This is a genomic window from Mesorhizobium qingshengii, assembly GCF_027563465.1.
GTDB lineage: Bacteria > Pseudomonadota > Alphaproteobacteria > Rhizobiales > Rhizobiaceae > Mesorhizobium > Mesorhizobium qingshengii_A.
The window spans coordinates 933,323-955,307 of the sequence record NZ_JAPFQA010000001.1 but is presented as its reverse complement, the minus strand read 5'-3'; the positions used below and the strand labels follow the sequence as shown (position 1 = coordinate 955,307).

Here is a 21,985-nt window from a genome sequence, read left to right as displayed (position 1 = left end):
CACTCTCCTCCTCGTCGGGCCTCAGCAGCCAGACCTTGGTTTCACAGTCTTCCACTTGCGTGCCGCCGACCTCCCTAACGACCCAGACCCTCGCGGCGGCGAACGAGGGATTGGAGTACCGCCGCCAGCACGATGATCGCGGCGGTCGCGAGCAGTTGCAGGGCTGGCGTGATGTTGTTGAGCTGCAGAATGTTGGCCAGCGCACCCAGCATGATCGTGCCTGCGACGGTGCCGACCATCGAGCCGGAGCCGCCGAACAGGCTGGTGCCGCCGATGACCACGGCGGCGATCGCGGTCAGTTCGTAGCCCATGCCGTCATTGGCGCTGCCGAAATTGAACTGCCCGGCGTGAACGATGCCGGCGAGCGCGGCCGCAAAGCCGGTGAGCGCGTAGACGCTGATCTTGACCATCGACACCGGTACGCCCGAAATGCGCGCCGCCCGCTCGTTGCCGCCGACGGCAAAGACATAGCGGCCGAAGCGCGTGGTGTTGAGCACGATCGTTGCGATCGCGGCAAAGACGATGAAGACGATGGTGGCGACCGGTACGGTGTTGTTGAACAGCCGCTCGCCGAGGATCGCAAACACCGGCGGTGCCAGACCCGGCCCGTCTCCATAGGAAATGTTGATGTACTGGTTGCCCGAGACGACCAGCGCCAGGCCGCGCGCCGCCTGCAGGCCGGCCAGCGTGACGATGAACGGCTCCAGCCGGAAACGGCTGGAGATGGTGCCCTGGATCGTGCCGAAGACGATGCCCATGATGAGCACGGCAAGGATGGTGGGGATAAGCCCGAAGCCGCCGGAGATCATCATCGTCGCGGTGACGACGCTGGACAGCCCCAGCACCGCGCCAACGGAAAGGTCGATGCCGGCGGTGATGATGACGAAGGTCATGCCGATGGCGATGATGCCGGTCTCCGACACCGCGCGCACGATGTTGGCGATGTTGTCGGGGTCGAGGAACAGGATCTCGCCGTGACGGCGCGGCGAGAAGATGACACCGCCGATCGCCACCAGCACCAGGCCGATCAGGCTCTGGAAGCGCACGATCAGCGCCAGCGGATCGCGATGCACCGGTGCGGCGGTCACCTGGCCGCTTGCCTCCGAAATCTTCTGTTCAGACATCAGGCCTCCCTGCCATTTGCCGCCTCGAGCACCGTGTGCTCGTCGACGCCGCCGATGAATTCCGCGACATTGCGCCCCTGGCGCAGCACCACGATCCGGTCGCACAGGCCGATCAGCTCCGGCATCTCGCTGGAGGCGACCAGTATGCCGAGCCCCTGCGCCGCCAGTTGCCGCAGCCGCGCGTAGATCTCGCCCTTGGCGCCGACATCGACGCCGCGCGTCGGCTCGTCGAGCAGCAGCAGCCGGGGATTGCCGAGGATCTCCTTGGCCAGCACCACCTTCTGCTGGTTGCCGCCCGAAAGCGCGCCGACGGCGATGTCTGGATTCTTCGGCCTGATGTCGAACTGGCCGAAGGACTGCTTGACCGCTTCCGCCTGGCGGCGCGGCGACATCAGGCCTGCCGGCGAGATGCGGCGGATGACCGACATGACCAGGTTGAGGCCGACCGCCATCCTCAGCATCAGGCCGCTGCCGCGCCGGTCGTCGGTGACGAAGGCAATGCCGGCGTTGCGCGCCGCCTTGATCGAATCCAGCTTGACCGCATGGCCGCCAATGGCGACCTCTCCCTGCCAATGTCCGGACAGGCCGGTGCCGTAAAGCGCGCTGAGCAGCTCGGTGCGCCCTGCCCCCATGATGCCTGCGAGGCCGACGATCTCGCCCTCATGCACATCGAGCGACACGCCTGTCGGGGCCTGCCAGCCGGCACTTTCGCGCGACAGGTGGAAGGTGGCGTAACGCAAATGCAGCAGCGGCCGGCCGGCCGCTTTGGCGCGCGGTGGAAAGAGCTCGTCAAGCGGACGCCCGACCAGCAGCCTGACCAGTTCGGCCTGCGGCGCGCGCGGCTCGGTGACACCGGACACCCGCCCATCGCGCATGACCGTCACCCGGCGATCCGCGGCACCTCCTCCAGGCGATGCGAGATATAGACAATGCCGACACCGCTGGCGGCGAGCTTGCGCATGACGTCGAAAAGCCTTTCGACTTCGGCCACCGTCAGCGCGGCCGTCGGCTCGTCCATGATCAGCACACGCGATGCGTAGGACAGCGCCTTGACGATCGCCACCACCTGGCGCTGGCCGATCGACAGGTCGGCTACCAGCCTGGCGGGATCGATGGCGAGTTCAATGGCTTCGAGCCGCTTGCGAGCCTCGCTGCGCATCGCCGGCACATCGAGGAAGCCGCCCGGCCGCATCAGTTCCCGGCCAAGGAAGAGGTTGGCCGCTACGTCGAGCGTCGGCACCAGGTCGAGCTCCTGGAAGATGGTGGCGATGCCGGCAGCTTGAGCCTCACGCGGATTGTTGAGGGCTACCTGCCTGCCGTCGATCTGGATGGTGCCTTCGTCGGGCGTGTAGACGCCCGACAAAAGGTTCATCAATGTCGACTTGCCGGCGCCGTTCTCGCCAAGCAGCGCGTGGATCTCGCCGGCCCTGAGGTCGAAATCGACGCCACGCAGCGCCTGCACGCCGCCGAAGCGCTTGACGGCGCCGGTGACCGACAGCAGCGGCGCGCTCATGCCGGTCTCCCGCAGGATTCACGGGCATGCAACGTCGCCTGCAGCCGCACCGCTTGCGGCTTCAGACCGCTGGAGGCGATGCGGGCGGACAGCAGTGCCGCGGCCTGCCGTCCGATCTCGGTGCAAGGTTGTGCGACAAGGGTCAGCCGCGGCTCGAAACAATCGGCCCATTCGAAGTCGTCGAAGCCGGCGAGCGAGATATCCCCCGGTATCGAGAGGCCCCTTTCGCGTATCGCCCGCACCGCTCCGATCGTCGTCATGTTGTTGCCGGTGACCAATGCCGTGGGCGGCGAAGGCAATGACAGAATGGCATGGGTCGATGCCGTTGCGCTCGCCGTGTCGACGTTCTCGGGCGACACATAGCGCGGCGAGAAAGCAAGTCCATTGGCCGCCAGCGACGACTGGAACGCCTCGATGCGTTCGCGCGTCGTCGCCAGCCCCGGCTGGCCGGCGATGTAGCCGATGCGCTTGTGGCCGAAGGAGGCGACGTGATCGATGAGGGCGCGCATCGACGACTGGTTCTCGACGCCGATCTGGTCGAAGCGATCGTCGGCGAAGCGGTCGATCAGCACGCAGGGCAGCTTCTTCTCGGCCAGATAGTCGATGGCTCGCTGCGGCGCGCCCGACGGCGCCAGGATGACGCCGTCGACCCGCCGCTGATGGAAGGCGCGCACCACCGAAAGCTCGCGGTCTGGATCCTCCTGCGTGTCAGAGAGGAACACCATGAGGCCGAGGCGCGCGCATTCCGCTTCCACCGCGCAGATGATGTCGGTGAAATAGGGATTGGAAATCGCCGAGATCGCCAGGCCGACGCTGTTGGTCGAAGCCACTTTCAGCGACCGCGCCAGCTCGTTGGGCTGATAGCCCATAGCAGCGATCGCGTCGTTGACCACCCTGGCCTTGGCGGGCGAGACGAAACGCGTTCGGTTGATGACGTGAGAAACAGTCGACACCGACACTCCAGCGCGGCGTGCGACTTCAGCCATGGTTGCCATTACAACCCGATCGGAGCCCAACGCGCACGCGCTTCTCCCTGTCTTGAGTGTTTCCATTGCGCTCTGGCGATGGCGCATTGGGACCCATTCTATGACCATCGAAACGTTTGCGCAATCGCTTCGATGACCATTTTCGACCAGTTTCTTATCTCGGGCGCCGGCGGAGGGAATTCGGATGCGAGGCCCGTCAGCGGCGCGAACCGTAATCGCGCGGCCATGCAGCGAGATCGGCTGGCGACAGCTTCACTTCGATTTCCGAGAGGCGCAATTTCGATCAAGCTGACCTGACGGAAAGACGGCAGCATGGTCTTGCCGATGCGATGGGCTGCCGGTTCGAAAATTGGGCCGTTCAAGAGGAGACATATGAACCCGACAGAGAAGGCGCTGTGGTTCGTCGAGAGCCATCTGCCTGAGGCGATCTCGCTCGACGACGTGGCGCGAAGCAGCGGCGTGTCGCGTTTTCACGTGACACGGGCTTTCCGTGCCGCCACCGGCCGCTCGGTGATGGGCTACATGCGCGCGCGCCGGCTGACCGAAGCGGCCCGCAAGCTGGCCGCCGGGGCGCCCGACATCCTCCGCGTCGCGCTCGATGCCGGCTACAACTCGCATGAGGCTTTCACCCGTGCCTTCCGCGATCAGTTCGGCACCACGCCGGAACTGGTGCGCGCGCAAGGCACGCTCAACAATCTCGACCTCGCGGAGCCGATCCTGATGGACCAGTCCTTTCTTGCCAATCTTGACCCGCCGCGCTTCGAGACCAGCCGGCCGTTCCTGATCGCCGGCCTCGGCGAACGCTACAGTTGCGAAACCAGCGCTGCCATTCCGATGCAATGGCAGCGCTTTGGCCCTTATATCGGCAACATACCGGGCGAGACCGGCGACACTGCCTACGGCGTCTGCGTCAACGGCGACGATACTGGCAATTTCGACTACATCGCCGGCGTCGAGGTGACCGACTTTTCCGACATCCCCAAGGAATTCAGCCGCGTGCGGGTGCCGGCGCAGAAATATGCCGTGTTCGCCCATCGCGAGCACATCTCGACCATCCGCCGCACGGTCAACACCATCTGGAACAAATGGCTGCCGGCCTCCGGGCACGAGATATCAGACGCCCCTGAATTCGAACGCTACGGACCCGAATTCGATCCGCGCAGCGGCAATGGCGGGCTGGAGATCTGGATACCGGTCAAGTCATAGATACCGGAACGGATCTTGGATACCGGAACGGATCTTGGATACCGGAGCGGATCATGGATACCGGAACAGACCGTGCTTTGGCGTGAGGCCAAGACACGGTCCGTCACATTGCCTACTCCACGGTCAGAGCGACCTCGTACAAGCCGGGATGGGCTTGCCCCAACGCCTTGTTGCGATCGAGAAAACCGTTCGCCTGCAGATGCTCGAAGACGCGCCGCATGGCTGCCTGATCCCGGGCCTGCGCGTAGTTGACGACACGCGTGCCGTCGAGACTTCGGTGCAGGCTGGCGGACATCCACCCGGGAATGCCACGGCAACTCGTCGCGGCTTCCCCCAGCAGATCAATCAACGCCTGCTGACCGCCCTCGGGCACGGTGAAGATATTGATCTGGGTGATGACGCCGGTGTTGGCGCGAATGATGGGCATTTTTCTTCTCCTTCGTTGGCGCCTGGCGAACGAAGGGACGCCGAATGGCGAAGACCCCGCACGCCAAGCCGGGCGTGAAGCACGCCCTGGGCTTGCCGTGGGTTCCCATATTGGATGAGAACGGAGCTTCCATCCGGTGGAAGGGGGCGGGCTTACCGTTTGCCGCACCAAGGTCCTTTTCGACCCTTGTTTCATAGCATCGCTGGGGGCGGCCAACAATCACCGCTCATCACGCGGCAATGCCTGATGCCGGCTGTCGATCACGCCATCGGCAGCGCCGGCCAGCGATCGGCGATCCTGCCGCCGGAAAACACGGCGATCGATCCGAACTGCTGCAGAACGGCCTCGCTCTGTGTCGGCCGCAGGAATGCGTAGTCGCCGGGCCTTGCGGTCGCATCCGCCGGCAGGCCCATGAATTGCTGGTTGGAGGACAGGCCGAGCAGACTGTTCGTCTTCATGCCTGCGGGAAACACCGGCTCGGCCATCCATTTGCCGCCGTAGAGGTAGCAGCCCTTGCGCGGAAACCGGCCGAGCCCCCGCAGCAGGCGGGAGACGGCGGGCGGACCAGGCAGCATCGGTTCGACCACTTTCAGGATCGGCGTGGCGACGAAGGCCGCCGGCACGAAGCCTTCGAGGCCGGGCGTATCGAAATCGCCGGGCAGCACGAAGGCCGAGCCCATCGACACTTCGTTGGCCACGCCGCCGTGGTGAAGCAGCGCGGTCTTGCTGCCGCCGATGTTCAAGGTGCGGCGCTGGTCGGCGCCGAGGCATTCAACGAAGGCGGTGACCCGTTCCGAGGCTTGAGCCAGCGCCTTGGCCGGCCCGCCAAACAGGCCGGGAATATGCGGCGCATGGGCCTCATAGGCCATTACGCCTTCGCAATGCAGCCGTTTGTGGGCCGGCAGCGCGCTCAACGCCTTCGACAAGGCCTCCGGTTCAGCGAACCCGCCGCGATGCAGCCCAACATCGATCTCGAATGCGATGCGCAGTTCGGTACCGATTTCGTCAGCGAGCGCGCCGTATTCCGCCAGCCTCTCCTGCGTATCGATCAGCCAGCAGACGCGCGACCAGTCGGCCGCGCTGTTTGAAAGCACGGACCTCGCCGCGCCGACCGGCATCGGCTTGCCGTACAGAATGTCCGCGTCGGGAAACACCTTGAGCACCGCTAGCGTGATCGGCGGATGGAAGGTCATGAAGCTGGTGGTGCCGAGCGCCTTGCCGATACGCGAAAGCAGCGGCAGGCAAGCGAGCGACTTGTCGACCAGCCGCACGGCAAGGCCGGGGTCAAGCCGCTCTTTCACCAGCGCAATGTTGCTGTCCAGCCGGTCGAGATCGAGCACCAGGCAGGGTTGGAAGATGCCGGCCTCCTTCAGCGCGTCCGAAAGAGTGGCGAAATAGGCGCTCATTGTTCGATGCCGAACAGGCCGGCCATGTAGGGCGAGACGAAGCGGTTCCGCGGATCGATGTCGCGGCGCACCGCCATGGCGTCGTCCCAGCGCGGGTAGAGCTTTTTCAGGTCCGCCGCCTTGAGGCTATGCATCTTGCCCCAGTGCGGCCTGCCGCCATATCTGCGGAATATCGGCTCGGCCGCCCGCATGAACGGCTGCGGGTCGCTCGCCGCATCGTGGTGGATGGCGATCGAACAGGTGGGTCTTTTGTAGAACGGCGAGAGCCAGAATTCGTCGGGCGCGACCGTGCGCACTTCCATCGGGAAATAGACCTCGGGAAAGTGCCTCTCGGTCAGCGCGATGATTTCGGCCAACACCTTCGGCCCCTCCTCGTAGGGCAAGTGATATTCCATCTCGTTGAATTTGGTCTGCCGGTCGCTGGCATAGACGTTGAGCCAGTCCTGCACATAGTCCTCGGCCGGCAATTTGGCGACGGCGCCCAGGATCAGCCGGCGGCGCAGCGACGGCAGCCAGGCAAGCGCGGTACGAAGCCTGCGCAGCGTCCTCAACCCCGCCTCGTCTTCCTCCGGCGGCCGTGTGGTGGGTGCGGCGTCGCTCAGATCGCTGGCGATGAACTGCGCGTAGCCGGAGAACGGAATGTAGTAGAATTCGGCCGAACGATGCGCCGCCATCATCGTTTCGAAATCGCGCAGCATGTCGGCGATCGGCAGCACCCATTTGCGGCGGCGCAGCCGGTAGGTCGCAATATTGTTCAGCGTCACTTCGCTGAGAATGCCGAAGGCGCCGAGCGCGACGCCGATGGCATGGATCATGTCCTGATCGCCTGCCTTGGTGAATTCGCGCAATTTGCCAAGCCCGTCGACGATCTGCACCGTCTCCAGTTGCGTGTGATAGGCGCCGAGCGTCGGTCCCGAGCCGTGCGTGGCGGTACCCAGCGCGCCGCCGATCGCCTGGCGGTCGATATCACCCATGTTGGGCAGGCCCTGGCCAAGGCCTTGCAGGATGTGCATGAGCGGGCCAAGCCGCGTCCCTGCCCGCACGCGCGCCTGATGCCGCCCGGTATCGTGCGACACCAGACCCTCGAATTTCTCCAGCGACAGGATCGTGCCTTCGGATTTCACCAGCGGCGTGAAGGAGTGGCCGGCACCGACGACGCGCACCGGGCCGGGCGCGGTACGAATGAGATCACCGAGCTCGCCGGCGTCAGCGGGGCTGACAATCAGCCGCGGATTGGCAGTGACATGGCCGGACCAGTTGTTCCAGTTGTTCGACATCGCGCTCCCCGCTCAGGCAACCGCACGGCGGCGGCGCGATATCAGGATGAACAGGCCAAGCAACGCCACGCTGGCAACGGCACTGGCGGCGGCGAATTCCGGCACCGGCCGAAAATCCTTGCCGTCGATCAGCAGCGACGCAGCGATCGGCCCGATCGCCAGGCCAAAAAGCTGCGCGGCCGGCACCAGAAGCACGGTGGTGCGCGTGTCATCGGCGGTGATCGCCAGTCGGATCTGGTAGGGCACGATGAACAGGAGAATGAAGCCCATGACCAAGGCGGCGACCCAGAATGTCGTGAGGCCAGGTCCGCTGGCGAGAACCAGGGAACTGACGAGCGCCACGGCACCGATCGCGGTGATGGCCAGACGATAATCGATGTGCGCCTCGAACGCGGTCGCCGTCATCGCGCCCAGCACCTGTACCGCGAGGCTGGCCGAGACGATCAGGCCGACGGTGCGGCCATCGATGCCGAATTGCGCGCCAAGCGGCTCCAGAAACGCCCAGACCGCGCCAAAGAACATGAAATAACAGAAGATAGACAACAAAGCGGTGATTGAAGGAACCGTCACCACATTGGCGAGATTCTCGTCCTTCGGCAGGTCGGCATAGTCAGCGGGAACGATGTAGGCGACCACCAGCGACGCGACGCAGACGATGGCGAGAACGATGAAGCCACCCGCCGATCCGGCGGCAGGGATAACATAGAGTGCCAGCAACAGGGCAAGAGCGCATTGCGCCAGGGTCTGCATGGTGACGAAATAACCGCCGATGCGTTCGGCGCGCCGCGAACGAGCAATCAGCTCGGTGGCGATCGCGACAAGGCCGCCTTCGGCAAGGCCGGCCAGGGCGCGTGCCGCCATCAGCGTATTGGCGCCGGCAGCATAGGCCGTCCAGACGTTCGCCAGTGCCAGCAGAAGCAGCAGGGCCGCACTTTTCCAGCGCATCTTGTGGGCCGAGAGCAGCATCGCAACAATCGCCGAGCCGATCGCGATGGCGATCATTTCGGCGGTGGCGACCAACGCCAACTCATCGCCGCTGACATGGCCCTCTGTGTAAAGGGCGCCGAGCAAGACGGGCTGCAGACCGAGAATGAGCAGGCCGACCGACCCGATCCACAGGGCCGAGGCAAGCTGCCCGCTGGTCGGGTTGCCGACCAGCCAATCGCCATCGCCAGTGTATCCGGCACTTGTCGAAGTCAAAGGCGCCTCCCAACGTCCTTGCCGCGCGGCAAAAAAACTGACAGTCTGTCAGTATTCCAGAAGCTGATACTTGATCATATTTTTTGTCAATCGGAATTTGCAATCTCGCGAGAGAACGGGCGCATGGAAGAAGCAAGGCGAACGGCCACCGAACCCAGGCGCAGACCCAAGCAGGAGCGCAGCCGCGAGCGCATCGACGCCATCCTGTCGACAACCATGCGGCTGATCGGCGAGAAGGGCATCGACGCCGTCACCATGAAAGAGGTCGGCATGCTGGCGGGCGGGCCGATCGCCACGGTCTATCACTACTTCCCCAACAAGTCGGCGATCCTGGCAATGCTCTATGAGCGGTTTTCAGAGGTCAGCCGCGCGCGATTGACTGCGATTATCGCCGACGTTCGCGAGGCGAAGGACGTGATCGCCGCTGCCGACCGGTTGCTTGACGACTACCACAGCCGCGTCGCCGGCGATCCGGCCATCCAGGATCTGCAGAACGCAATTCAGGCCGACAAGGCGCTCAAGAATCTCGACATCGCCGAAACCCGGCATCAAGCCAGGATGTTCTGCGACCATGTCATCGCCTTGCTGGAGCCGGACAAGCACGAGCAGTTCGAACGCATGGTTCTGCTGATCTTCCAGCTCGCCGGTGGCGTGGTGCGTCTGGCGCTCGCCGAGGGCGAAGCGGAAAGCCGCCGGACCATCGAGGATTACCGGTCGATCATCCACACCCAGTTGCGGCTGTTTCTTTAGAGTATCCGTCTATCCGGCCCGACGGATCAGTCCTTCGAAACCGTCTGCCAGATTGGCGGTGCCGGCAGCGACGATCTTCGACAGGTTCCTGGCGCGGCCTGGCGTCTTGTTGGCATCAAGCAACACCGCCCTGCCCCCATGCATGACAAAGTCGAACTTGCCGTAGTGGAAGCCAAGCCGATGGCGCAAGGCGCGCAATTCTTCGGGTACGGGAACAGCCTCGCGGCGGATCGTGTCGTCGCCTTTTACGAGGCGCTGCGGTGAGACATAACGGGTGCAGCGCTCGCGATCGCCGCAGAATATCCAAAACCGCGCCGCAAAACCGTCAGGCGCCGGTTCGGGAATGAACTTCTCCACAACCAGGTCGGTACGCAAAAGCATTTCCGGCGGAACTTCGGCCAGCGAAGCGTGGACCTGGTACTGATCGAATATCCGCACGCCCGGAAAAGGCGCGGCCTTGCCGGCGCGCTCGGCTTGCCGATTGAGCTGCTGCTCGGGTGTCCCCCAATGGTTGAGGTTGCTCTTGACGATGACGGGGCCACCCCAATGGTCGCCGTCCTTGAGGACCGCGCCGCTGATCCGACGCTTGGAAATGTCGGCCGCGCCAAGATTGAGGCAGAACGGAAATCCGCGCGCATACTCGACATAGTCAGCCGGTGTCACCGTCGCATCGACGTGCAGCACCGCTATATCGGCATCATGTCTTGACGAAGGCCCGCGCAGAATCTGTGTCGAGTGCCCACGTCTCTTCAACTCGGCCAGAAGGTCGAACAGCATGTAGGGGCTGTCCTGGCGCAATAGAGCGCCGCGCCGGCTCTGGAACCGGTCATACTCATGCGTTATCACGGCAATGCGAGCCATGGCCTCTCCATGCCCATCAGGTAACCAACAGTTTCGAAGGAACCATGCCCCAACATCCCCCAAGCCGTTTTGCATGACAAATCATTGGGATGCAATTCGCCGCCATTGGCAGCTTCTCGGGCCGCCGCTCTGCCCGCCGCCGGAAGCGGTCACCACCTATGAGCGCGAACTCGGTCTGCAATCGCTCGACGTGGTGCTGCTCGGGGTCACGCCGGAACTTGCCGGTCTGGGCAGGACGATGCTGGCGGTCGATGAATCCCCCACCATGATCTCCGGCATCTGGCCAGGCGACACCGCCACACGCAAGGCGGTGGCCGGCAACTGGCTGGACATGCCGGTTGCCGGAGCAAGCATGGATGCGGTGATCGGCGACGGCTGCCTGTCGGCACTCGGCCTTTCGGTCGCGCGGCGGGCGTTGTTCGCGGAGATCGCGCGCGTGCTCGGGCCCCACGGCCGCGCAGGTCTCCGGCTTTATGCCAGCCCGGAAACACCGGATGATCCGCAGGCGGTGCGGACGCTTGCCCTTTCGGGCGGCGTCGCGACCTTCCACGCGCTCAAATGGCTTGTCGCAATGACAGCCACGGGTGGCGCGCCCGATCACGCCATTCCGGTGCAGGCAATCCTCGAGAGGTTCGACGAGTTGTTTCCCGACCGCGACGAGCTTTGCGCGCGCACGGGCTGGGACCTGCCGGTCATCGGCACCATCGACGTCTACAGGAATTCGCCGGCCATCTACAGCTTCGCTCCAGTTGCCACTCTGGTGCATGAAGCAGAGGCCTTCTTCGGTGACGTTCGCATCGTGGCGACTGGCACCTATGGGCTCGCCGAGCGATGCCCGCTGCTGGTGCTGCGGTCACCCCGGCAGAGATAGAATTTGAATGATGGACAAAATTCCCCGTCGCTCCCAAGCGGTAACCGAAGCATTCTGCAATCCGTCACCAGCGCGAACAGAATTTCGCGCGATTGCGCCCTCGCGCGCACCTTGACTCTCACAGGCCGGCGGCCTATCTCAGCGCCACGTTAGCACTCGCCTCTGATGAGTGCTAACCATATGTCCGGCGCCGCCGGACGGAGGAACTGTTCTCACCGTTCTCATCGAGGAAGAAAAAATGGCAAAGTCGAAGTTCCGCCCGCTTCATGACCGCGTGGTCGTTCGCCGGGTCGAATCCGAATCCAAGACCGCCGGCGGGATCATCATCCCGGATACGGCAAAGGAAAAGCCGCAGGAAGGCGAGATCATCGCTGTCGGCTCCGGCGCTCGTGACGAAGCTGGCAAGCTCGTCCCGCTGGACGTCAAGGCTGGCGACCGCATCCTGTTCGGCAAGTGGTCGGGCACCGAAGTCAAGCTCAATGGCGAAGACCTTCTGATCATGAAGGAATCCGACATCATGGGCATCATCGGCTGAATATCGGCCTCACCATCAACTGAATTCCCGGGCTTACTCCAAGCCCCTGCCAGGAGCTAAAAATGGCTGCGAAAGACGTAAAATTCTCCCGCGACGCCCGTGAGCGCATGCTGCGCGGCGTCAACATCCTCGCCGACGCGGTGAAGGTCACGCTCGGCCCCAAGGGCCGCAACGTCGTCATCGACAAGTCGTTCGGCGCCCCGCGCATCACCAAGGACGGCGTCACCGTCGCCAAGGAAATCGAACTTGAGGACAAGTTCGAAAACATGGGCGCGCAGATGGTCCGCGAAGTTGCTTCGAAGACCAACGACATCGCCGGCGACGGCACCACGACCGCGACCGTTCTGGCGCAGTCGATCGTCCAGGAAGGCCACAAGGCGGTTGCCGCCGGCATGAACCCGATGGACCTGAAGCGCGGCATCGATCTGGCCGTGACCGAAGTCGTCGCGGCGCTCGGCAAGGCTGCCAAGAAGATCAAGACCTCCGAGGAAGTTGCCCAGGTCGGCACGATCTCGGCCAATGGCGACGAGTCGGTCGGCAAGATGATCGCGGAAGCGATGCAGAAGGTCGGCAACGAAGGCGTCATCACGGTCGAGGAAGCCAAGACCGCCGAGACCGAACTCGAAGTCGTCGAAGGCATGCAGTTCGACCGCGGCTACCTCTCGCCCTACTTCGTCACCAACGCCGACAAGATGGTTGCCGAGCTCGAGGACGTCTACATCCTCCTGCACGAGAAGAAGCTCTCCAACCTGCAGGCCATGCTGCCGGTCCTCGAAGCCGTCGTGCAGACCTCGAAGCCGCTGCTCATCATCTCGGAAGACGTCGAAGGCGAGGCCCTGGCCACGCTCGTCGTCAACAAGCTGCGTGGCGGCCTGAAGATCGCCGCCGTCAAGGCGCCGGGCTTCGGTGATCGCCGCAAGGCCATGCTGGAAGACATCGCCATCCTCACCGGTGGCCAGGTCATCTCGGAAGACCTCGGCATCAAGCTCGAGAACGTCGGCCTCAACATGCTCGGCCGCGCCAAGAAGGTGTCGATCTCCAAGGAGAACACCACCATCGTCGACGGCGCCGGAAAGAAGGCCGAGATCCAGGGCCGCGTTGCCCAGATCAAGCAGCAGATCGAAGAGACCACCTCGGACTACGACAAGGAGAAGCTGCAGGAACGTCTCGCCAAGCTGGCGGGCGGCGTTGCGGTGATCCGCGTCGGCGGTGCGACGGAAGTCGAAGTCAAGGAAAAGAAGGACCGCGTCGATGACGCCCTCAACGCGACCCGCGCGGCCGTGGAAGAAGGCATCGTTGCTGGCGGCGGCGTCGCGCTGCTGCGCGCTTCGGCCAACATCAAGGCCACCGGCGCCAATGCCGACCAGGCTGCTGGCATCAACATCGTGCGTCGCGCGCTGCAGGCTCCGGCCCGCCAGATCGCGTCGAACGCCGGTGCGGAAGCATCGATCGTTGCCGGCAAGATCCTTGAGAACAAGGGCGCGACCTTCGGCTACAATGCCCAGAGCGGCGAATATGGCGACATGATCGCCATGGGTATCGTCGATCCGGTCAAGGTCGTGCGCACGGCTCTCCAGGACGCGGCTTCGGTCGCCGGCCTGCTGGTCACCACCGAAGCCATGATCGCGGAGGCTCCGAAGAAGGAGTCGGCTGGCGGCGGCATGCCTGGCGGCATGGGCGGCGGCGGCATGGGCGGCATGGGCGGCATGGATTTCTAATCCGGCCAACTTGGCTTATGCATAAGGAAAGGGCGCCGAAAGGCGCCCTTTTTGTTGGGTCAGTCGCCGAACGACTCGACGATCAGATCGCGTGCCTGCATCACAGTCGGCGTCCGGACGGCGTCGAAACGCCAGCTGACGCCAAACGAATAGCGCGGAAACGGCAAGGGACAGGCCGCCATGCAAACGTGCCCTGCCCGCACAACGCGCGCGCGGCATGGCTCGGGATCGTCGCCAGCGCATCGCTAGGCCAATGGTGCCAGCGTGCACCTGATGGACCAGAACCCGGAATCTCCCATTCGAGATTCCGGGCTGGTGCCGGTTACTGCCCTGCCCTGTGCAGCTTCACCGTGGTCCTGGGGCTGTTCTGGATGGTCTGGAAGATCACGCAGTAGCGATCGGTGAGTTCAACCAGCCGGTCGAGACTGCTCTGCGGCGCGTCGGTGTCGATGTCGAACCGCAGGCGTATCTCCTTGAAGCCGACCGGCACACCTTCGGTGACGCCCAGGGTGCCGCGAAGATCGACGTCACCTTCCGCCGATATCTCCACCGATTTGAGTGGAATCTCGAGCACGGCCGCGGCCGCCCGCATCGAAACGCCGGCGCATGCAATTAGCGCCTCCAGCAGCATGTCGCCGGAGCAAAGTTCCTGGCCGCTGCCCCCGGCCATCGGATGGATGCCTGCAAGCGCCAGCCCACGCCCGGTCTCGACCTTGCAGGTCACGGTGGACGCGTCGGCGACACCCTTGGCCTTCAATGTGAGAAACGCGGCCTGCGCATTCCTGCGGTAGCGATCCTTGATCGGTTCCTGCGTGGCACGAAATGTTGCGATTTCCATGGATAATCTCCTGCCTTGAATCGTCGTTATGAAAAATGGCGAGCAGGCCCAGGCCTTACTCCGGCACGGCGATGCCGGAGCCGCCGAGTTCCGCCGGGAAATCCCGCAGCTTGGGCAACCCGTCCTTCATCGGCAGCACCGTTTCGGCATAGTTGACGTGAACCCCAGGCGTGAATTTCACGTCCGGTATCGTCGCCGCATAGACGTCGACGAGGCCGATCGGCGGGTGGCCGGTCATCAGATGGCCACCGCATTTCGTGCAGAACTGGCGATCGCTCATTTCGGTTTTCTCAAAAACCGACAGGAACTCCGCGCCCTTGGTTACCTTGACGTTCTCCGGCTTCCACAGCGTGAAGGCATTCACGGGAGACGCCGACCAGGATCGGCAGGAACTGCAGTGGCAATAGCCCATTGCTTCGGCGGTTCCGTGCACTTCGATCTCCACGGCGCCGCAAAAACACCCGCCCTTATGTACCGTCATGACTTTTGTCCTTGGTTGGTTTCGACAGCGCCCAGCGCCCGCTTTCGGCAGCGCTTGAGCACCGGCGGAGGTTTACGAATTCCGGCCGCGAACTGAATGACGCGGCGTCCGCCTTGCTTGACAGCGCGTCCGGAACTGGAAAGGGATGTCGCACCGGCTTGCCGGGGATGGGTGCGAGACGAAACGGAATGGCCGGGGATGCTCTGTCTGACCTGTTGAGGACGGTACGTCTTACCGGCGCGACGTTCTTCGACATCGAGGGCCACGAGCCGTGGGCCGTCTGCTCGCCGGCGCCATCGTCCATCCTGCCGAAGATCCTGCCCGGCGCGGACCATCTGATTTCCTACCATGTGGTGACCGCCGGCCGCTGCTTTGCCCGCATTGTCGGCCAGGGGGCGATCGAGTTGGAGGCCGGCGAAGTCGTGGTCTTCACCAGGAGCGATCCGCACATCATGTCGAGCAATCCGGCGCTGCGTGCCGATCCGCCGACAGCCGATGTGCTCGACATCGCGACCGCTGGCCGGATGCCGTTTTACATCAACTGCGCCGGCGACGGCGCGATGTCGGCCAGGTTGGTCTGCGGTTACCTCGCTTGCGACGCACAGCCGTTCAACCCTTTGCTCGAGGCATTGCCGCCGGTGATCAAGGCCGGAGACGCCAAAGGCGATCGCGGCTGGCTCGGCCAGTTCATCAATCTGGCTGTCTCGGAAGTGGCGGAGAAGCGCGCCGGCAGCGAAACGGTGCTGACCAAGCTCAGCGAACTGATGTTCATCGACGTGCTGCGCCGCTACGTGGAATCGCTGCCGCCGCAACATACGGGCTGGTTGGCGGGCCTGCGCGATCCGCATCTGGCGAAGGCGCTGGCGCTGATCCACGATCGGCCGGCACACGACTGGACGGTGGAGGCGCTGGCGAAGGACTCCGCGCTGTCGCGCACCGTGCTTGCCGAACGCTTCACCCGGCTGGTCGGCATGCCGCCAATGCACTATCTCGCCAAATGGCGCATGCAGATTGCCTCGGAACTGCTCAGCGCCGGTAACAGCAACATGGCCAGCATCGCGGCCGAAATCGGCTACGAATCCGAGGCGGCCTTCAGCCGCGCCTTCAAGAAGATGATCGGCGTTCCGCCCTCGGCCTGGCGTCTCGGCATCCGGACCCGGTCCGGACGCGACGAGGAGCTTTAGGCCGAGGAGCTGGCTGTTCTACCGGTCGGCCAGCGCCAGCTTGGCGCCGAGCATGACGAAGGCGCCGGCAAAAGTGCGGCGCATCCAGGTCAGCACCATCGGCCGCGACACGACATGGCTGCGGATCGAGGCGGCGAACATGCCATAAGCGACGAAGACGACGAAGGTCAGCAGCATGAAGACGCTGCTCAGCTCGAGCATCTTCGAGAATGCACTTGGTTCGCTGGTGCTGACGAATTGCGGCAGGAAGGCAAAGAAGAAGATCGACAGTTTCGGGTTGAGGATGTTGATCAGGATGCCGGAGGTGATGACCTTGGCGGCCGAGCGCGGCGCGACGTTTTCATCGACACTCAGGCCGCCCTTCTCCTTCAGCGTGTTCCAGGCCATGTAGAGGAGATAGGCGACGCCGATATATTTCAGCGTCTCGAAGGCGACCGCGCTGGTGTGCAGCAGCGCCGCCAGGCCGGTGATGGCGGCCGCCATGTGCGGGATGATGCCGAGCGTGCAGCCGATGGCTGCAACGATGCTGGCGCGGGCGCCGCGCGAAAGGCCGGCGCTCAGCGTATAGAGAACGCCGGTGCCTGGCGAGGCCACAACGATCAGCGACGTCAACAGGAATTCGATGCTCAAGGGACGATCCTCCACGGCCCTGCCCTCTTGCAGCGTAGCCAGCAAGGGCCTCGGGCACAACCACCGGCAGTCGTTGCTAATGCATGTCGCCAAAAAGGGCGCAGCGTTTTTTGAGGGCGACGACATGCATAAAACAAGGACTTGAACCGCGTCGACTGAACCCGTTCGACGCGATGCGCTTTAAGCCGTCGGCAATCCATGCGCGCGGCGCGCCATCAGGCAATCATCATCGCCCGGCATGCAGGCGCGGCAGACATCCGGGCGGACCTCGTAAATGCCGCAAGCGGTCGACTTGCCGACTTCGCCGGACAGCGCCGAGCAGCGCACGCCCTCGCAGCGCATGCCGGATTCGTTGGCCGCCACGTATTTCGCCGGGATGCGATCGAGCTGCGCGTCATCCTCGGTGGAAAAACGCGGCCACTCCGCCGAATAGGAACAGCAGGCGCCACAGCTCTGGCAGTCGAAGAGAGGAGCGGGACTCAGTTGCGACGACGAAAGGCTTGCGGCGGCCACCAGGGCGAACAGCTCCGGCGCGGCGGGATTACGATCAGCGTCTTGCGGCAAGGCGCTATTTCTTCTTGCCCGTCTTGCCCTTGGGCGAATCCACCGGCGACTTGAACAGATCGGTCGCGGCCTCGGCGGCATCAGCGGTTTTCGGTGCGGCAACCGGCTTGGCCGGCTTTGCAGCGACAGCGGGAGCTGCCGGCTGGTGCTTTGCGGAGAATTTTATGGCCATGTCAGTCCTCGTCGACGAAACGCGATGATGGCGCGCGCGGATTGCGCAAGCGGCCGATCAGCGCCGAAACCGCGGTGATGTTCATTTCCTCGGGCGACCAGTTCTTTACCGCCTCGATGTGGTGAGGCGCCAGTTCGCGATGCGTGCTGCCGCTGTAGGCGGCATCCTGGTAGGTCACCCGCTCATGGGTCTTGGCGTCTTCACGGACATATTCGATCAGATAGTTCGGACATTCGGCGCGACCGCGTACCCCGAGCCGCACCTGTGCATCGCCATGGGCGCGTTTGCAGCGCTCCAGCTTTTCCAGCACCCGGCGTACATATTCGACCGGCTTGTCGAGGCCTTCGACCACGTCGGCGATCGTCGAGTCGGCGGCGATCATCTTTGGAGGCACGCGCTTGGTGGCCATCAGCGTTTTCCGGCTCGCTTTGGCAGGGCCGCAAGCGCCGCGGCCGCCGCCATCTCGTCAGCCTCCTTCTCCAGGCGCTGTTCGCGCAGGCGCGCGGTCTTGGCTTCCCGTGCCTCGCTGACGGCATCGCGTTCGGAAATGATGCGGTTGAGCGACATCGACTGTGTTCGCGTCTTGCTGAACAGGGACACGGGCTGATCGACGGCTGTCTTTGAACTGGTGGTCAAAATCTTTCTCCTGTCAGGAGTCTGGCGCCGATGGGACGACACCGGGTCGTCGGTGAGGACCACGCACAAAGAGATACGGCAGCGGATTCAAGTTGCTGGAGCGTCCCTTAGCACGTTCCGGCCGAGGTGCAGCGCATTTTCGGCGGCAAGAAACACAAAATGAAAAAGGCCAGGCACCGCCTGACCTTCCGTGGGAGCGCCGCGCACCCAGATGGATGCGGAAGGCAAGCTCCTCTCATGCGCGTGGCAGGCCGTGGAAACTCAGGTCTCCGCGGCCATGCGCCCGAATTCGCCATTCACCGGTGCCAGTACATCCGTGGTCACCGGGAAGGCTGAATTCTTTTTTCAGGCCGCCTTCAACTGGTCGGCGGACATCTTGCCCGACTTGTTGTCGCGGACCATCTCGTAGCCGAGCTTCTGGCCCTCGACGATGTCGCGCATGCCGGCGCGCTCTACGGCCGAGATGTGGACGAAAACGTCGGCCGAGCCGTCGTCAGGCTGAATAAAACCAAAACCTTTGGTGGCGTTGAACCATTTAACTGTGCCGGTGCTCATGACGAACCCTTTCCATGGCAAATATTCGTTCGCCGTCATGCGGATGCACAACGTCGTTTGTCTCGATTTTTGATGTGGGAAGTTCGTCAAAGGCGCGCTGCAAAGCGCGGATAACAAAAGTCAGTCAAACAAATATCGACAGAGGTCTTTTATGCTCCCAATGCCGCATTGTCAATTCTTAGTTTGATCCGCCCTTTGCACCATCAAAGGCGCCGCATCAAGCGCAGCGTTTAAAAAATGGGCATGCCGGGGAACCATTTCGGAACACGCACATTTCATGGTTGTCGTCGGCAGTTCACGAGAGCAATCGACGGAAAGGCTGACGGCAAAGACGCCCCGCACTATAAAAGGTGCGAGGGCGTTTTCTTTCGGGACTCCGAACCTCACATCACGGCAGTCATCATCGCCAAGATTTCATAGCGAAAGCCCAACCCTGAACGAACCGTCGGGTCCGCGTCGGTCAGCGCCCGGACGGCGGCCTCGTCGTTGGCGCGCACGATGCCAAGCCCCCAGGGGCCGGCAGGATCGGCGACCGGCCCGAACAGGATGACACCTCCCTCGCCCAACTTGCCGCGCAGATAGTCCGAATGCTGTTTCATCAGCGCCTTTTCCGCATCGGTCAAAGTGAAAGCAAAGTCTGGCCGCGGCGGGATCAGCCAGCAGTGGAACACGCTCTGCGGCTTGCCGCTTACTTCCTCGGACAGGAAGGTGGCCAGCCAACCGAGCACACGTTCCCAGCCGAAGCCATGATCGCGGCAGGCGCCTTCGCGAGCGCCGAACCCCTCGTGGCGCAGCGTCAGCCGCGTTCCGGCATCGACCGCTTCGAGCCTATAGGTGACGGTGGTGACATTGTCGCCGTCCCATGGCGCTTTCCATGTCAGCACCAGAAGGTGCGGCGGCTCGACCTTGAGATACTCCCCCTGGACATGAAACTCTCGGCCGTCGACGCCCTTGCCTTCCGATCGCCACGCCCCGCCCGGCCGCACGTCGGCAGTGTGTTTCGTCGTCCGGTAAAGTTCCTCCGATCCCCACCAGAGCGGTATCTGGTCATCCGCCGTCAACGCGCGAAACACCCGCTCTGGCGGCACCGCTATCGTCACCGTGGCGAGAATCGTGCCCGCCGACACGTCAGCGATAGCGCGAGGTCCATCATTGATCGCCATCATTCGTTCTCCAGGTAGGATTTCAGATTGCCGAGGCTCGCTTGCCAGAAATCGCGATAGGGCAAAATCCAGTCGGCCACGTCCTTCAATTCCGCCGGCTCCAGCCGATAGAGCCGCTCGCGGCCATGCCTCTGTTCGGACACGACCCGCAACTCGCGCAGGATCCTGAGATGCTTGGAGATAGCGGGCCGGCTCTGCGAAAAGGCAGAGGCCAGTTCGTTGACCGGCGCCGGCCCCTGCCGCAAGCGGTCGAGGATGGCGCGGCGCGTCGGATCGGCAATGGCGCGGAAAACGGAATGGTCGGATTCAGCTTGTGGCATAATACGTATCCATTTGGTTACGTATTATGCCTATCCCTGGCTTTCGTCAACTCCGGGACAAGCTGGAGCTAGCGCTCCTGGTCGGTCGGCCTGATGACGATCTCGTTGACGTTGACGCGAGCCGGCTGACTGACCGCGTACAGGATGGAGGCGGCAACATCCTCGGCGGTCAGCGCTTCCATGGTGGCGAGGCGCTGATCGAGCCCCGCTTTCGAGGCGGCGTTGGTGATGTGATCGCCAAGCTCGGTGCGCACCAGCCCGGGTTCGATGACGGTGACGCGGACCTTGTCGGCATAGACTTCGCGGCGCAGCGACTCGGAAAAACCGACGACGCCGAACTTGGTCGCCGCATAACCACTGGCGCCGGGATTGGCAACGCGGCCGGCAACCGACGAGACGTTGACGATATGACCCTTTGCGGCCCTGAGATGCGGCAGCGCCGCCTTGGTGACGCCCATCAGCGCCAGCAGGTTGAGTTCCACCATCCGGCGCCAGTCGTCGAACGTCGCCTCGGCCGCCGGCGACAGAAGCATTACCCCGGCATTGTTGACGAGAATGTCGAGCCGGCCCCATTCGACCACCACCTTGCCGATCATGGCGGTGACATCGTCATTGCTGGTGACGTCGGCCTCGATGCGCAGCGCCATGCCGCCGGCCGTTTCGATGCGCGCCGCCAGCGCCTCGAGCCGATCGGCACGGCGGGCGGCGATCGCCACCTTTGCCCCGGCAGCGGCCAGCGCCGCAGCCGTGGCCTCGCCGATACCAGACGAAGCGCCCGTGACGAGGGCGACCTTGCCGGCAAGTGTAGAAGAAACAGTCATTGCGACATCTCCAAAGATGCTGCCCCGATGCCCCAATGCCTTTAGATAGGCCGCCCGCGGCCTCCTGGAAGCCCGCTCCGCAGTCAGACCTTATTCGTCGGGGCCAGGCTCGGGCCAGGTTTCCTTGGCCGCTTCGGCGTACCAAAGGCGCATAGCGGGTGTTGAAAGCACGGCATCGACATAGGCACGAGTATCGGGCGCCAGACTGCCGCCATAGGTGTCGAAGCGAGTGACGACCGGCGCATACATGGCATCGGCCGCGGTGAAATGGCCGAACAGGAACGGGCCGCCCTTGCCGTATTTCTCGCGACACTCGCGCCACAGCGCCTCGATGCGCGACCGCTGCGCCTCGCCTTCGGCGTCGAGCGGCTTGTGGCCCTTCGGGCGCCGCAAGTTCATCGGCCAGCCATATCGCACCTCGCGGAAGCCGGAATGCATCTCGGTCGCCGCCGAGCGGGCCAGCGCGCGGGCGCCGATATCGGCCGGCCAGAGATTTTTGCCGGGAAACAGATCGGCAAGATATTCAAGGATGGCAAGGGTTTCCCAGACGATCCTTCCATTGTGATTCAACACAGGCACCTGGCCGGTCGGCGACACCTTTGCGAGGTTGGCGGCCGTCTCAGGCGTACGCAGCCTTACAAGACTTTCCTCGAACGGTATCTCAAGATGTCTCATCGCCACCCATGGCCGGAGCGACCATGACGAAAAGCACTTGTTGCCGATGTAGAGCTTGAATTCCGCCAAGAT

At 63.6% G+C, this 21,985-nt stretch carries 26 protein-coding genes and 1 pseudogene; 6 read left to right on the top strand and 21 right to left on the bottom strand.

The window, feature by feature from the left end:
• Window positions 1–74: 74 nt before the first annotated feature.
• The 3 genes and pseudogenes from OOJ09_RS04555 to OOJ09_RS04540 all read right to left on the bottom strand — a co-directional run bounded on the left by OOJ09_RS04555 (window position 75) and on the right by OOJ09_RS04540 (window position 3,632).
• Window positions 75–1,124 carry an ABC transporter permease gene (locus OOJ09_RS04555; protein WP_269904024.1) on the bottom strand — a complete coding sequence of 350 codons (1,050 nt, stop codon included), beginning with the start codon at window positions 1,122–1,124 and terminating at the stop codon, window positions 75–77.
• Window positions 1,124–2,637: pseudogene (locus OOJ09_RS31985) on the bottom strand (sugar ABC transporter ATP-binding protein). Before OOJ09_RS31985 ends, OOJ09_RS04555 begins: the two are co-directional and overlap by 1 nt.
• On the bottom strand, window positions 2,634–3,632 hold the full coding sequence (locus OOJ09_RS04540) for a LacI family DNA-binding transcriptional regulator (protein ID WP_420107487.1): 999 nt from the start codon (window positions 3,630–3,632) through the stop codon (window positions 2,634–2,636). Before OOJ09_RS04540 ends, OOJ09_RS31985 begins: the two are co-directional and overlap by 4 nt.
• A gap of 363 nt (window positions 3,633–3,995) precedes the next feature.
• Between OOJ09_RS04540 and OOJ09_RS04535 the strand changes: the two genes are divergently transcribed.
• The gene (locus OOJ09_RS04535) at window positions 3,996–4,829 is read left to right on the top strand and encodes an AraC family transcriptional regulator (RefSeq protein WP_269904021.1); all 834 of its coding nucleotides are present in this window, start codon (window positions 3,996–3,998) and stop codon (window positions 4,827–4,829) included.
• A 112-nt stretch (window positions 4,830–4,941) separates the two neighbouring features.
• On the opposite strand, the gene OOJ09_RS04530 is transcribed toward OOJ09_RS04535, so the two are convergent.
• From OOJ09_RS04530 to OOJ09_RS04515, 4 genes are all read right to left on the bottom strand, one after another.
• Window positions 4,942–5,256 (bottom strand): antibiotic biosynthesis monooxygenase family protein, encoded by a 315-nt coding sequence (locus OOJ09_RS04530; RefSeq protein WP_269904020.1) that lies wholly within the window; start codon window positions 5,254–5,256, stop codon window positions 4,942–4,944.
• Between the two features lie 260 nt (window positions 5,257–5,516).
• On the bottom strand, window positions 5,517–6,662 hold the full coding sequence (locus OOJ09_RS04525; protein ID WP_269904019.1) for a DSD1 family PLP-dependent enzyme: 1,146 nt from the start codon (window positions 6,660–6,662) through the stop codon (window positions 5,517–5,519).
• Window positions 6,659–7,939 (bottom strand): D-arabinono-1,4-lactone oxidase, encoded by a 1,281-nt coding sequence (locus tag OOJ09_RS04520; protein WP_269904018.1) that lies wholly within the window; start codon window positions 7,937–7,939, stop codon window positions 6,659–6,661. Before OOJ09_RS04520 ends, OOJ09_RS04525 begins: the two co-directional genes overlap by 4 nt.
• Window positions 7,940–7,951: 12 nt before the next feature.
• Window positions 7,952–9,139, bottom strand: coding sequence for an MFS transporter (locus OOJ09_RS04515; RefSeq protein WP_269904017.1), 1,188 nt, complete (start codon window positions 9,137–9,139; stop codon window positions 7,952–7,954).
• Between the two features lie 123 nt (window positions 9,140–9,262).
• On the opposite strand from OOJ09_RS04515, the gene OOJ09_RS04510 reads away from it, so the two are divergent.
• The gene (locus OOJ09_RS04510; RefSeq protein ID WP_269904016.1) at window positions 9,263–9,889 is read left to right on the top strand and encodes a TetR family transcriptional regulator; all 627 of its coding nucleotides are present in this window, start codon (window positions 9,263–9,265) and stop codon (window positions 9,887–9,889) included.
• 9 nt (window positions 9,890–9,898) lie between these two features.
• Here OOJ09_RS04510 and OOJ09_RS04505 read toward each other — a convergent pair whose 3' ends face one another.
• Window positions 9,899–10,750, bottom strand: a complete 852-nt coding sequence (locus tag OOJ09_RS04505) for a hypothetical protein (RefSeq protein WP_269904015.1) — start codon at window positions 10,748–10,750, stop codon at window positions 9,899–9,901.
• A 73-nt stretch (window positions 10,751–10,823) separates the two neighbouring features.
• Between OOJ09_RS04505 and OOJ09_RS04500 the strand changes: the two genes are divergently transcribed.
• The 3 genes from OOJ09_RS04500 to groL all read left to right on the top strand — a co-directional run bounded on the left by OOJ09_RS04500 (window position 10,824) and on the right by groL (window position 13,874).
• Complete coding sequence (locus tag OOJ09_RS04500; RefSeq protein WP_269904014.1) at window positions 10,824–11,621, top strand: class I SAM-dependent methyltransferase; 798 nt, start codon at window positions 10,824–10,826, stop codon at window positions 11,619–11,621.
• Window positions 11,622–11,859: 238 nt separating this feature from the next.
• Window positions 11,860–12,156 (top strand): co-chaperone GroES, encoded by a 297-nt coding sequence (gene groES, locus OOJ09_RS04495; protein WP_006203049.1) that lies wholly within the window; start codon window positions 11,860–11,862, stop codon window positions 12,154–12,156.
• 62 nt (window positions 12,157–12,218) lie between these two features.
• Window positions 12,219–13,874, top strand: coding sequence for a chaperonin GroEL (gene groL / locus OOJ09_RS04490; protein ID WP_269904013.1), 1,656 nt, complete (start codon window positions 12,219–12,221; stop codon window positions 13,872–13,874).
• Between the two features lie 59 nt (window positions 13,875–13,933).
• Here the strand turns inward: groL and OOJ09_RS04485 are convergent, their stop codons facing one another.
• From OOJ09_RS04485 to OOJ09_RS04475, 3 genes are all read right to left on the bottom strand, one after another.
• The gene (locus tag OOJ09_RS04485) at window positions 13,934–14,056 is read right to left on the bottom strand and encodes a hypothetical protein (RefSeq protein WP_269904012.1); all 123 of its coding nucleotides are present in this window, start codon (window positions 14,054–14,056) and stop codon (window positions 13,934–13,936) included.
• A 140-nt stretch (window positions 14,057–14,196) separates the two neighbouring features.
• Window positions 14,197–14,712, bottom strand: a complete 516-nt coding sequence (locus tag OOJ09_RS04480) for an OsmC family protein (RefSeq protein ID WP_269904011.1) — start codon at window positions 14,710–14,712, stop codon at window positions 14,197–14,199.
• Window positions 14,713–14,767: 55 nt separating this feature from the next.
• Window positions 14,768–15,193: a GFA family protein gene (locus OOJ09_RS04475; RefSeq protein WP_269904010.1), complete on the bottom strand. Its 426-nt coding sequence runs from the start codon at window positions 15,191–15,193 to the stop codon at window positions 14,768–14,770.
• A 188-nt stretch (window positions 15,194–15,381) separates the two neighbouring features.
• Here OOJ09_RS04475 and OOJ09_RS04470 point away from each other — a divergent pair, with 188 nt between their 5' ends.
• Window positions 15,382–16,377, top strand: coding sequence for an AraC family transcriptional regulator (locus OOJ09_RS04470; RefSeq protein ID WP_269904009.1), 996 nt, complete (start codon window positions 15,382–15,384; stop codon window positions 16,375–16,377).
• Between the two features lie 18 nt (window positions 16,378–16,395).
• On the opposite strand, the gene OOJ09_RS04465 is transcribed toward OOJ09_RS04470, so the two are convergent.
• The 10 genes from OOJ09_RS04465 to OOJ09_RS04420 all read right to left on the bottom strand — a co-directional run bounded on the left by OOJ09_RS04465 (window position 16,396) and on the right by OOJ09_RS04420 (window position 21,982).
• Window positions 16,396–17,007, bottom strand: a complete 612-nt coding sequence (locus OOJ09_RS04465; RefSeq protein ID WP_269904008.1) for a LysE family translocator — start codon at window positions 17,005–17,007, stop codon at window positions 16,396–16,398.
• Between the two features lie 180 nt (window positions 17,008–17,187).
• Window positions 17,188–17,571 (bottom strand): YkgJ family cysteine cluster protein, encoded by a 384-nt coding sequence (locus tag OOJ09_RS04460; RefSeq protein WP_269904007.1) that lies wholly within the window; start codon window positions 17,569–17,571, stop codon window positions 17,188–17,190.
• Window positions 17,572–17,575: 4 nt separating this feature from the next.
• Window positions 17,576–17,743 carry a hypothetical protein gene (locus OOJ09_RS04455; protein ID WP_256749746.1) on the bottom strand — a complete coding sequence of 56 codons (168 nt, stop codon included), beginning with the start codon at window positions 17,741–17,743 and terminating at the stop codon, window positions 17,576–17,578.
• Between the two features lies 1 nt (window position 17,744).
• Window positions 17,745–18,152, bottom strand: a complete 408-nt coding sequence (locus OOJ09_RS04450; RefSeq protein ID WP_269904006.1) for a hypothetical protein — start codon at window positions 18,150–18,152, stop codon at window positions 17,745–17,747.
• Window positions 18,152–18,379, bottom strand: coding sequence for a hypothetical protein (locus OOJ09_RS04445; RefSeq protein WP_269904005.1), 228 nt, complete (start codon window positions 18,377–18,379; stop codon window positions 18,152–18,154). Before OOJ09_RS04445 ends, OOJ09_RS04450 begins: the two co-directional genes overlap by 1 nt.
• A gap of 345 nt (window positions 18,380–18,724) precedes the next feature.
• Window positions 18,725–18,934 carry a cold-shock protein gene (locus OOJ09_RS04440; RefSeq protein ID WP_010915421.1) on the bottom strand — a complete coding sequence of 70 codons (210 nt, stop codon included), beginning with the start codon at window positions 18,932–18,934 and terminating at the stop codon, window positions 18,725–18,727.
• A 383-nt stretch (window positions 18,935–19,317) separates the two neighbouring features.
• Window positions 19,318–20,097: an SRPBCC domain-containing protein gene (locus OOJ09_RS04435; protein WP_269904004.1), complete on the bottom strand. Its 780-nt coding sequence runs from the start codon at window positions 20,095–20,097 to the stop codon at window positions 19,318–19,320.
• Window positions 20,097–20,417 carry an ArsR/SmtB family transcription factor gene (locus OOJ09_RS04430; RefSeq protein WP_256749743.1) on the bottom strand — a complete coding sequence of 107 codons (321 nt, stop codon included), beginning with the start codon at window positions 20,415–20,417 and terminating at the stop codon, window positions 20,097–20,099. Before OOJ09_RS04430 ends, OOJ09_RS04435 begins: the two co-directional genes overlap by 1 nt.
• 68 nt (window positions 20,418–20,485) lie before the next feature.
• A complete protein-coding gene (locus OOJ09_RS04425; protein ID WP_269904003.1) occupies window positions 20,486–21,238 on the bottom strand; it encodes an SDR family NAD(P)-dependent oxidoreductase in 753 nt (250 codons plus the stop codon).
• Window positions 21,239–21,328: 90 nt separating this feature from the next.
• Window positions 21,329–21,982: a glutathione S-transferase family protein gene (locus OOJ09_RS04420; protein ID WP_269904002.1), complete on the bottom strand. Its 654-nt coding sequence runs from the start codon at window positions 21,980–21,982 to the stop codon at window positions 21,329–21,331.
• Window positions 21,983–21,985 lie beyond the last annotated feature (3 nt).

Bases quoted from the DNA above. Each gene is read 5' to 3' on its own strand.
- OOJ09_RS04530 (WP_269904020.1), bottom strand. From the start codon at position 5,256: ATGCCCATCATTCGCGCCAACACCGGCGTCATCACCCAGATCAATATC.
- OOJ09_RS04535 (WP_269904021.1), top strand. From the start codon at position 3,996: ATGAACCCGACAGAGAAGGCGCTGTGGTTCGTCGAGAGCCATCTGCCT.
- OOJ09_RS04450 (WP_269904006.1), bottom strand. From the start codon at position 18,152: ATGGCCACCAAGCGCGTGCCTCCAAAGATGATCGCCGCCGACTCGACG.
- OOJ09_RS04555 (WP_269904024.1), bottom strand. From the start codon at position 1,124: ATGTCTGAACAGAAGATTTCGGAGGCAAGCGGCCAGGTGACCGCCGCA.
- OOJ09_RS04480 (WP_269904011.1), bottom strand. From the start codon at position 14,712: ATGGAAATCGCAACATTTCGTGCCACGCAGGAACCGATCAAGGATCGC.
- OOJ09_RS04470 (WP_269904009.1), top strand. From the start codon at position 15,382: ATGGCCGGGGATGCTCTGTCTGACCTGTTGAGGACGGTACGTCTTACC.
- OOJ09_RS04540 (WP_420107487.1), bottom strand. From the start codon at position 3,632: ATGGCAACCATGGCTGAAGTCGCACGCCGCGCTGGAGTGTCGGTGTCG.
- OOJ09_RS04510 (WP_269904016.1), top strand. From the start codon at position 9,263: ATGGAAGAAGCAAGGCGAACGGCCACCGAACCCAGGCGCAGACCCAAG.
- groL (WP_269904013.1), top strand. From the start codon at position 12,219: ATGGCTGCGAAAGACGTAAAATTCTCCCGCGACGCCCGTGAGCGCATG.
- OOJ09_RS04505 (WP_269904015.1), bottom strand. From the start codon at position 10,750: ATGGCTCGCATTGCCGTGATAACGCATGAGTATGACCGGTTCCAGAGC.
- OOJ09_RS04440 (WP_010915421.1), bottom strand. From the start codon at position 18,934: ATGAGCACCGGCACAGTTAAATGGTTCAACGCCACCAAAGGTTTTGGT.
- OOJ09_RS04455 (WP_256749746.1), bottom strand. From the start codon at position 17,743: ATGGCCATAAAATTCTCCGCAAAGCACCAGCCGGCAGCTCCCGCTGTC.
- OOJ09_RS04475 (WP_269904010.1), bottom strand. From the start codon at position 15,193: ATGACGGTACATAAGGGCGGGTGTTTTTGCGGCGCCGTGGAGATCGAA.
- OOJ09_RS04525 (WP_269904019.1), bottom strand. From the start codon at position 6,662: ATGAGCGCCTATTTCGCCACTCTTTCGGACGCGCTGAAGGAGGCCGGC.
- OOJ09_RS04425 (WP_269904003.1), bottom strand. From the start codon at position 21,238: ATGACTGTTTCTTCTACACTTGCCGGCAAGGTCGCCCTCGTCACGGGC.
- OOJ09_RS04435 (WP_269904004.1), bottom strand. From the start codon at position 20,097: ATGGCGATCAATGATGGACCTCGCGCTATCGCTGACGTGTCGGCGGGC.
- OOJ09_RS04520 (WP_269904018.1), bottom strand. From the start codon at position 7,939: ATGTCGAACAACTGGAACAACTGGTCCGGCCATGTCACTGCCAATCCG.
- groES (WP_006203049.1), top strand. From the start codon at position 11,860: ATGGCAAAGTCGAAGTTCCGCCCGCTTCATGACCGCGTGGTCGTTCGC.
- OOJ09_RS04500 (WP_269904014.1), top strand. From the start codon at position 10,824: ATGACAAATCATTGGGATGCAATTCGCCGCCATTGGCAGCTTCTCGGG.
- OOJ09_RS04430 (WP_256749743.1), bottom strand. From the start codon at position 20,417: ATGCCACAAGCTGAATCCGACCATTCCGTTTTCCGCGCCATTGCCGAT.
- OOJ09_RS04485 (WP_269904012.1), bottom strand. From the start codon at position 14,056: ATGGCGGCCTGTCCCTTGCCGTTTCCGCGCTATTCGTTTGGCGTCAGC.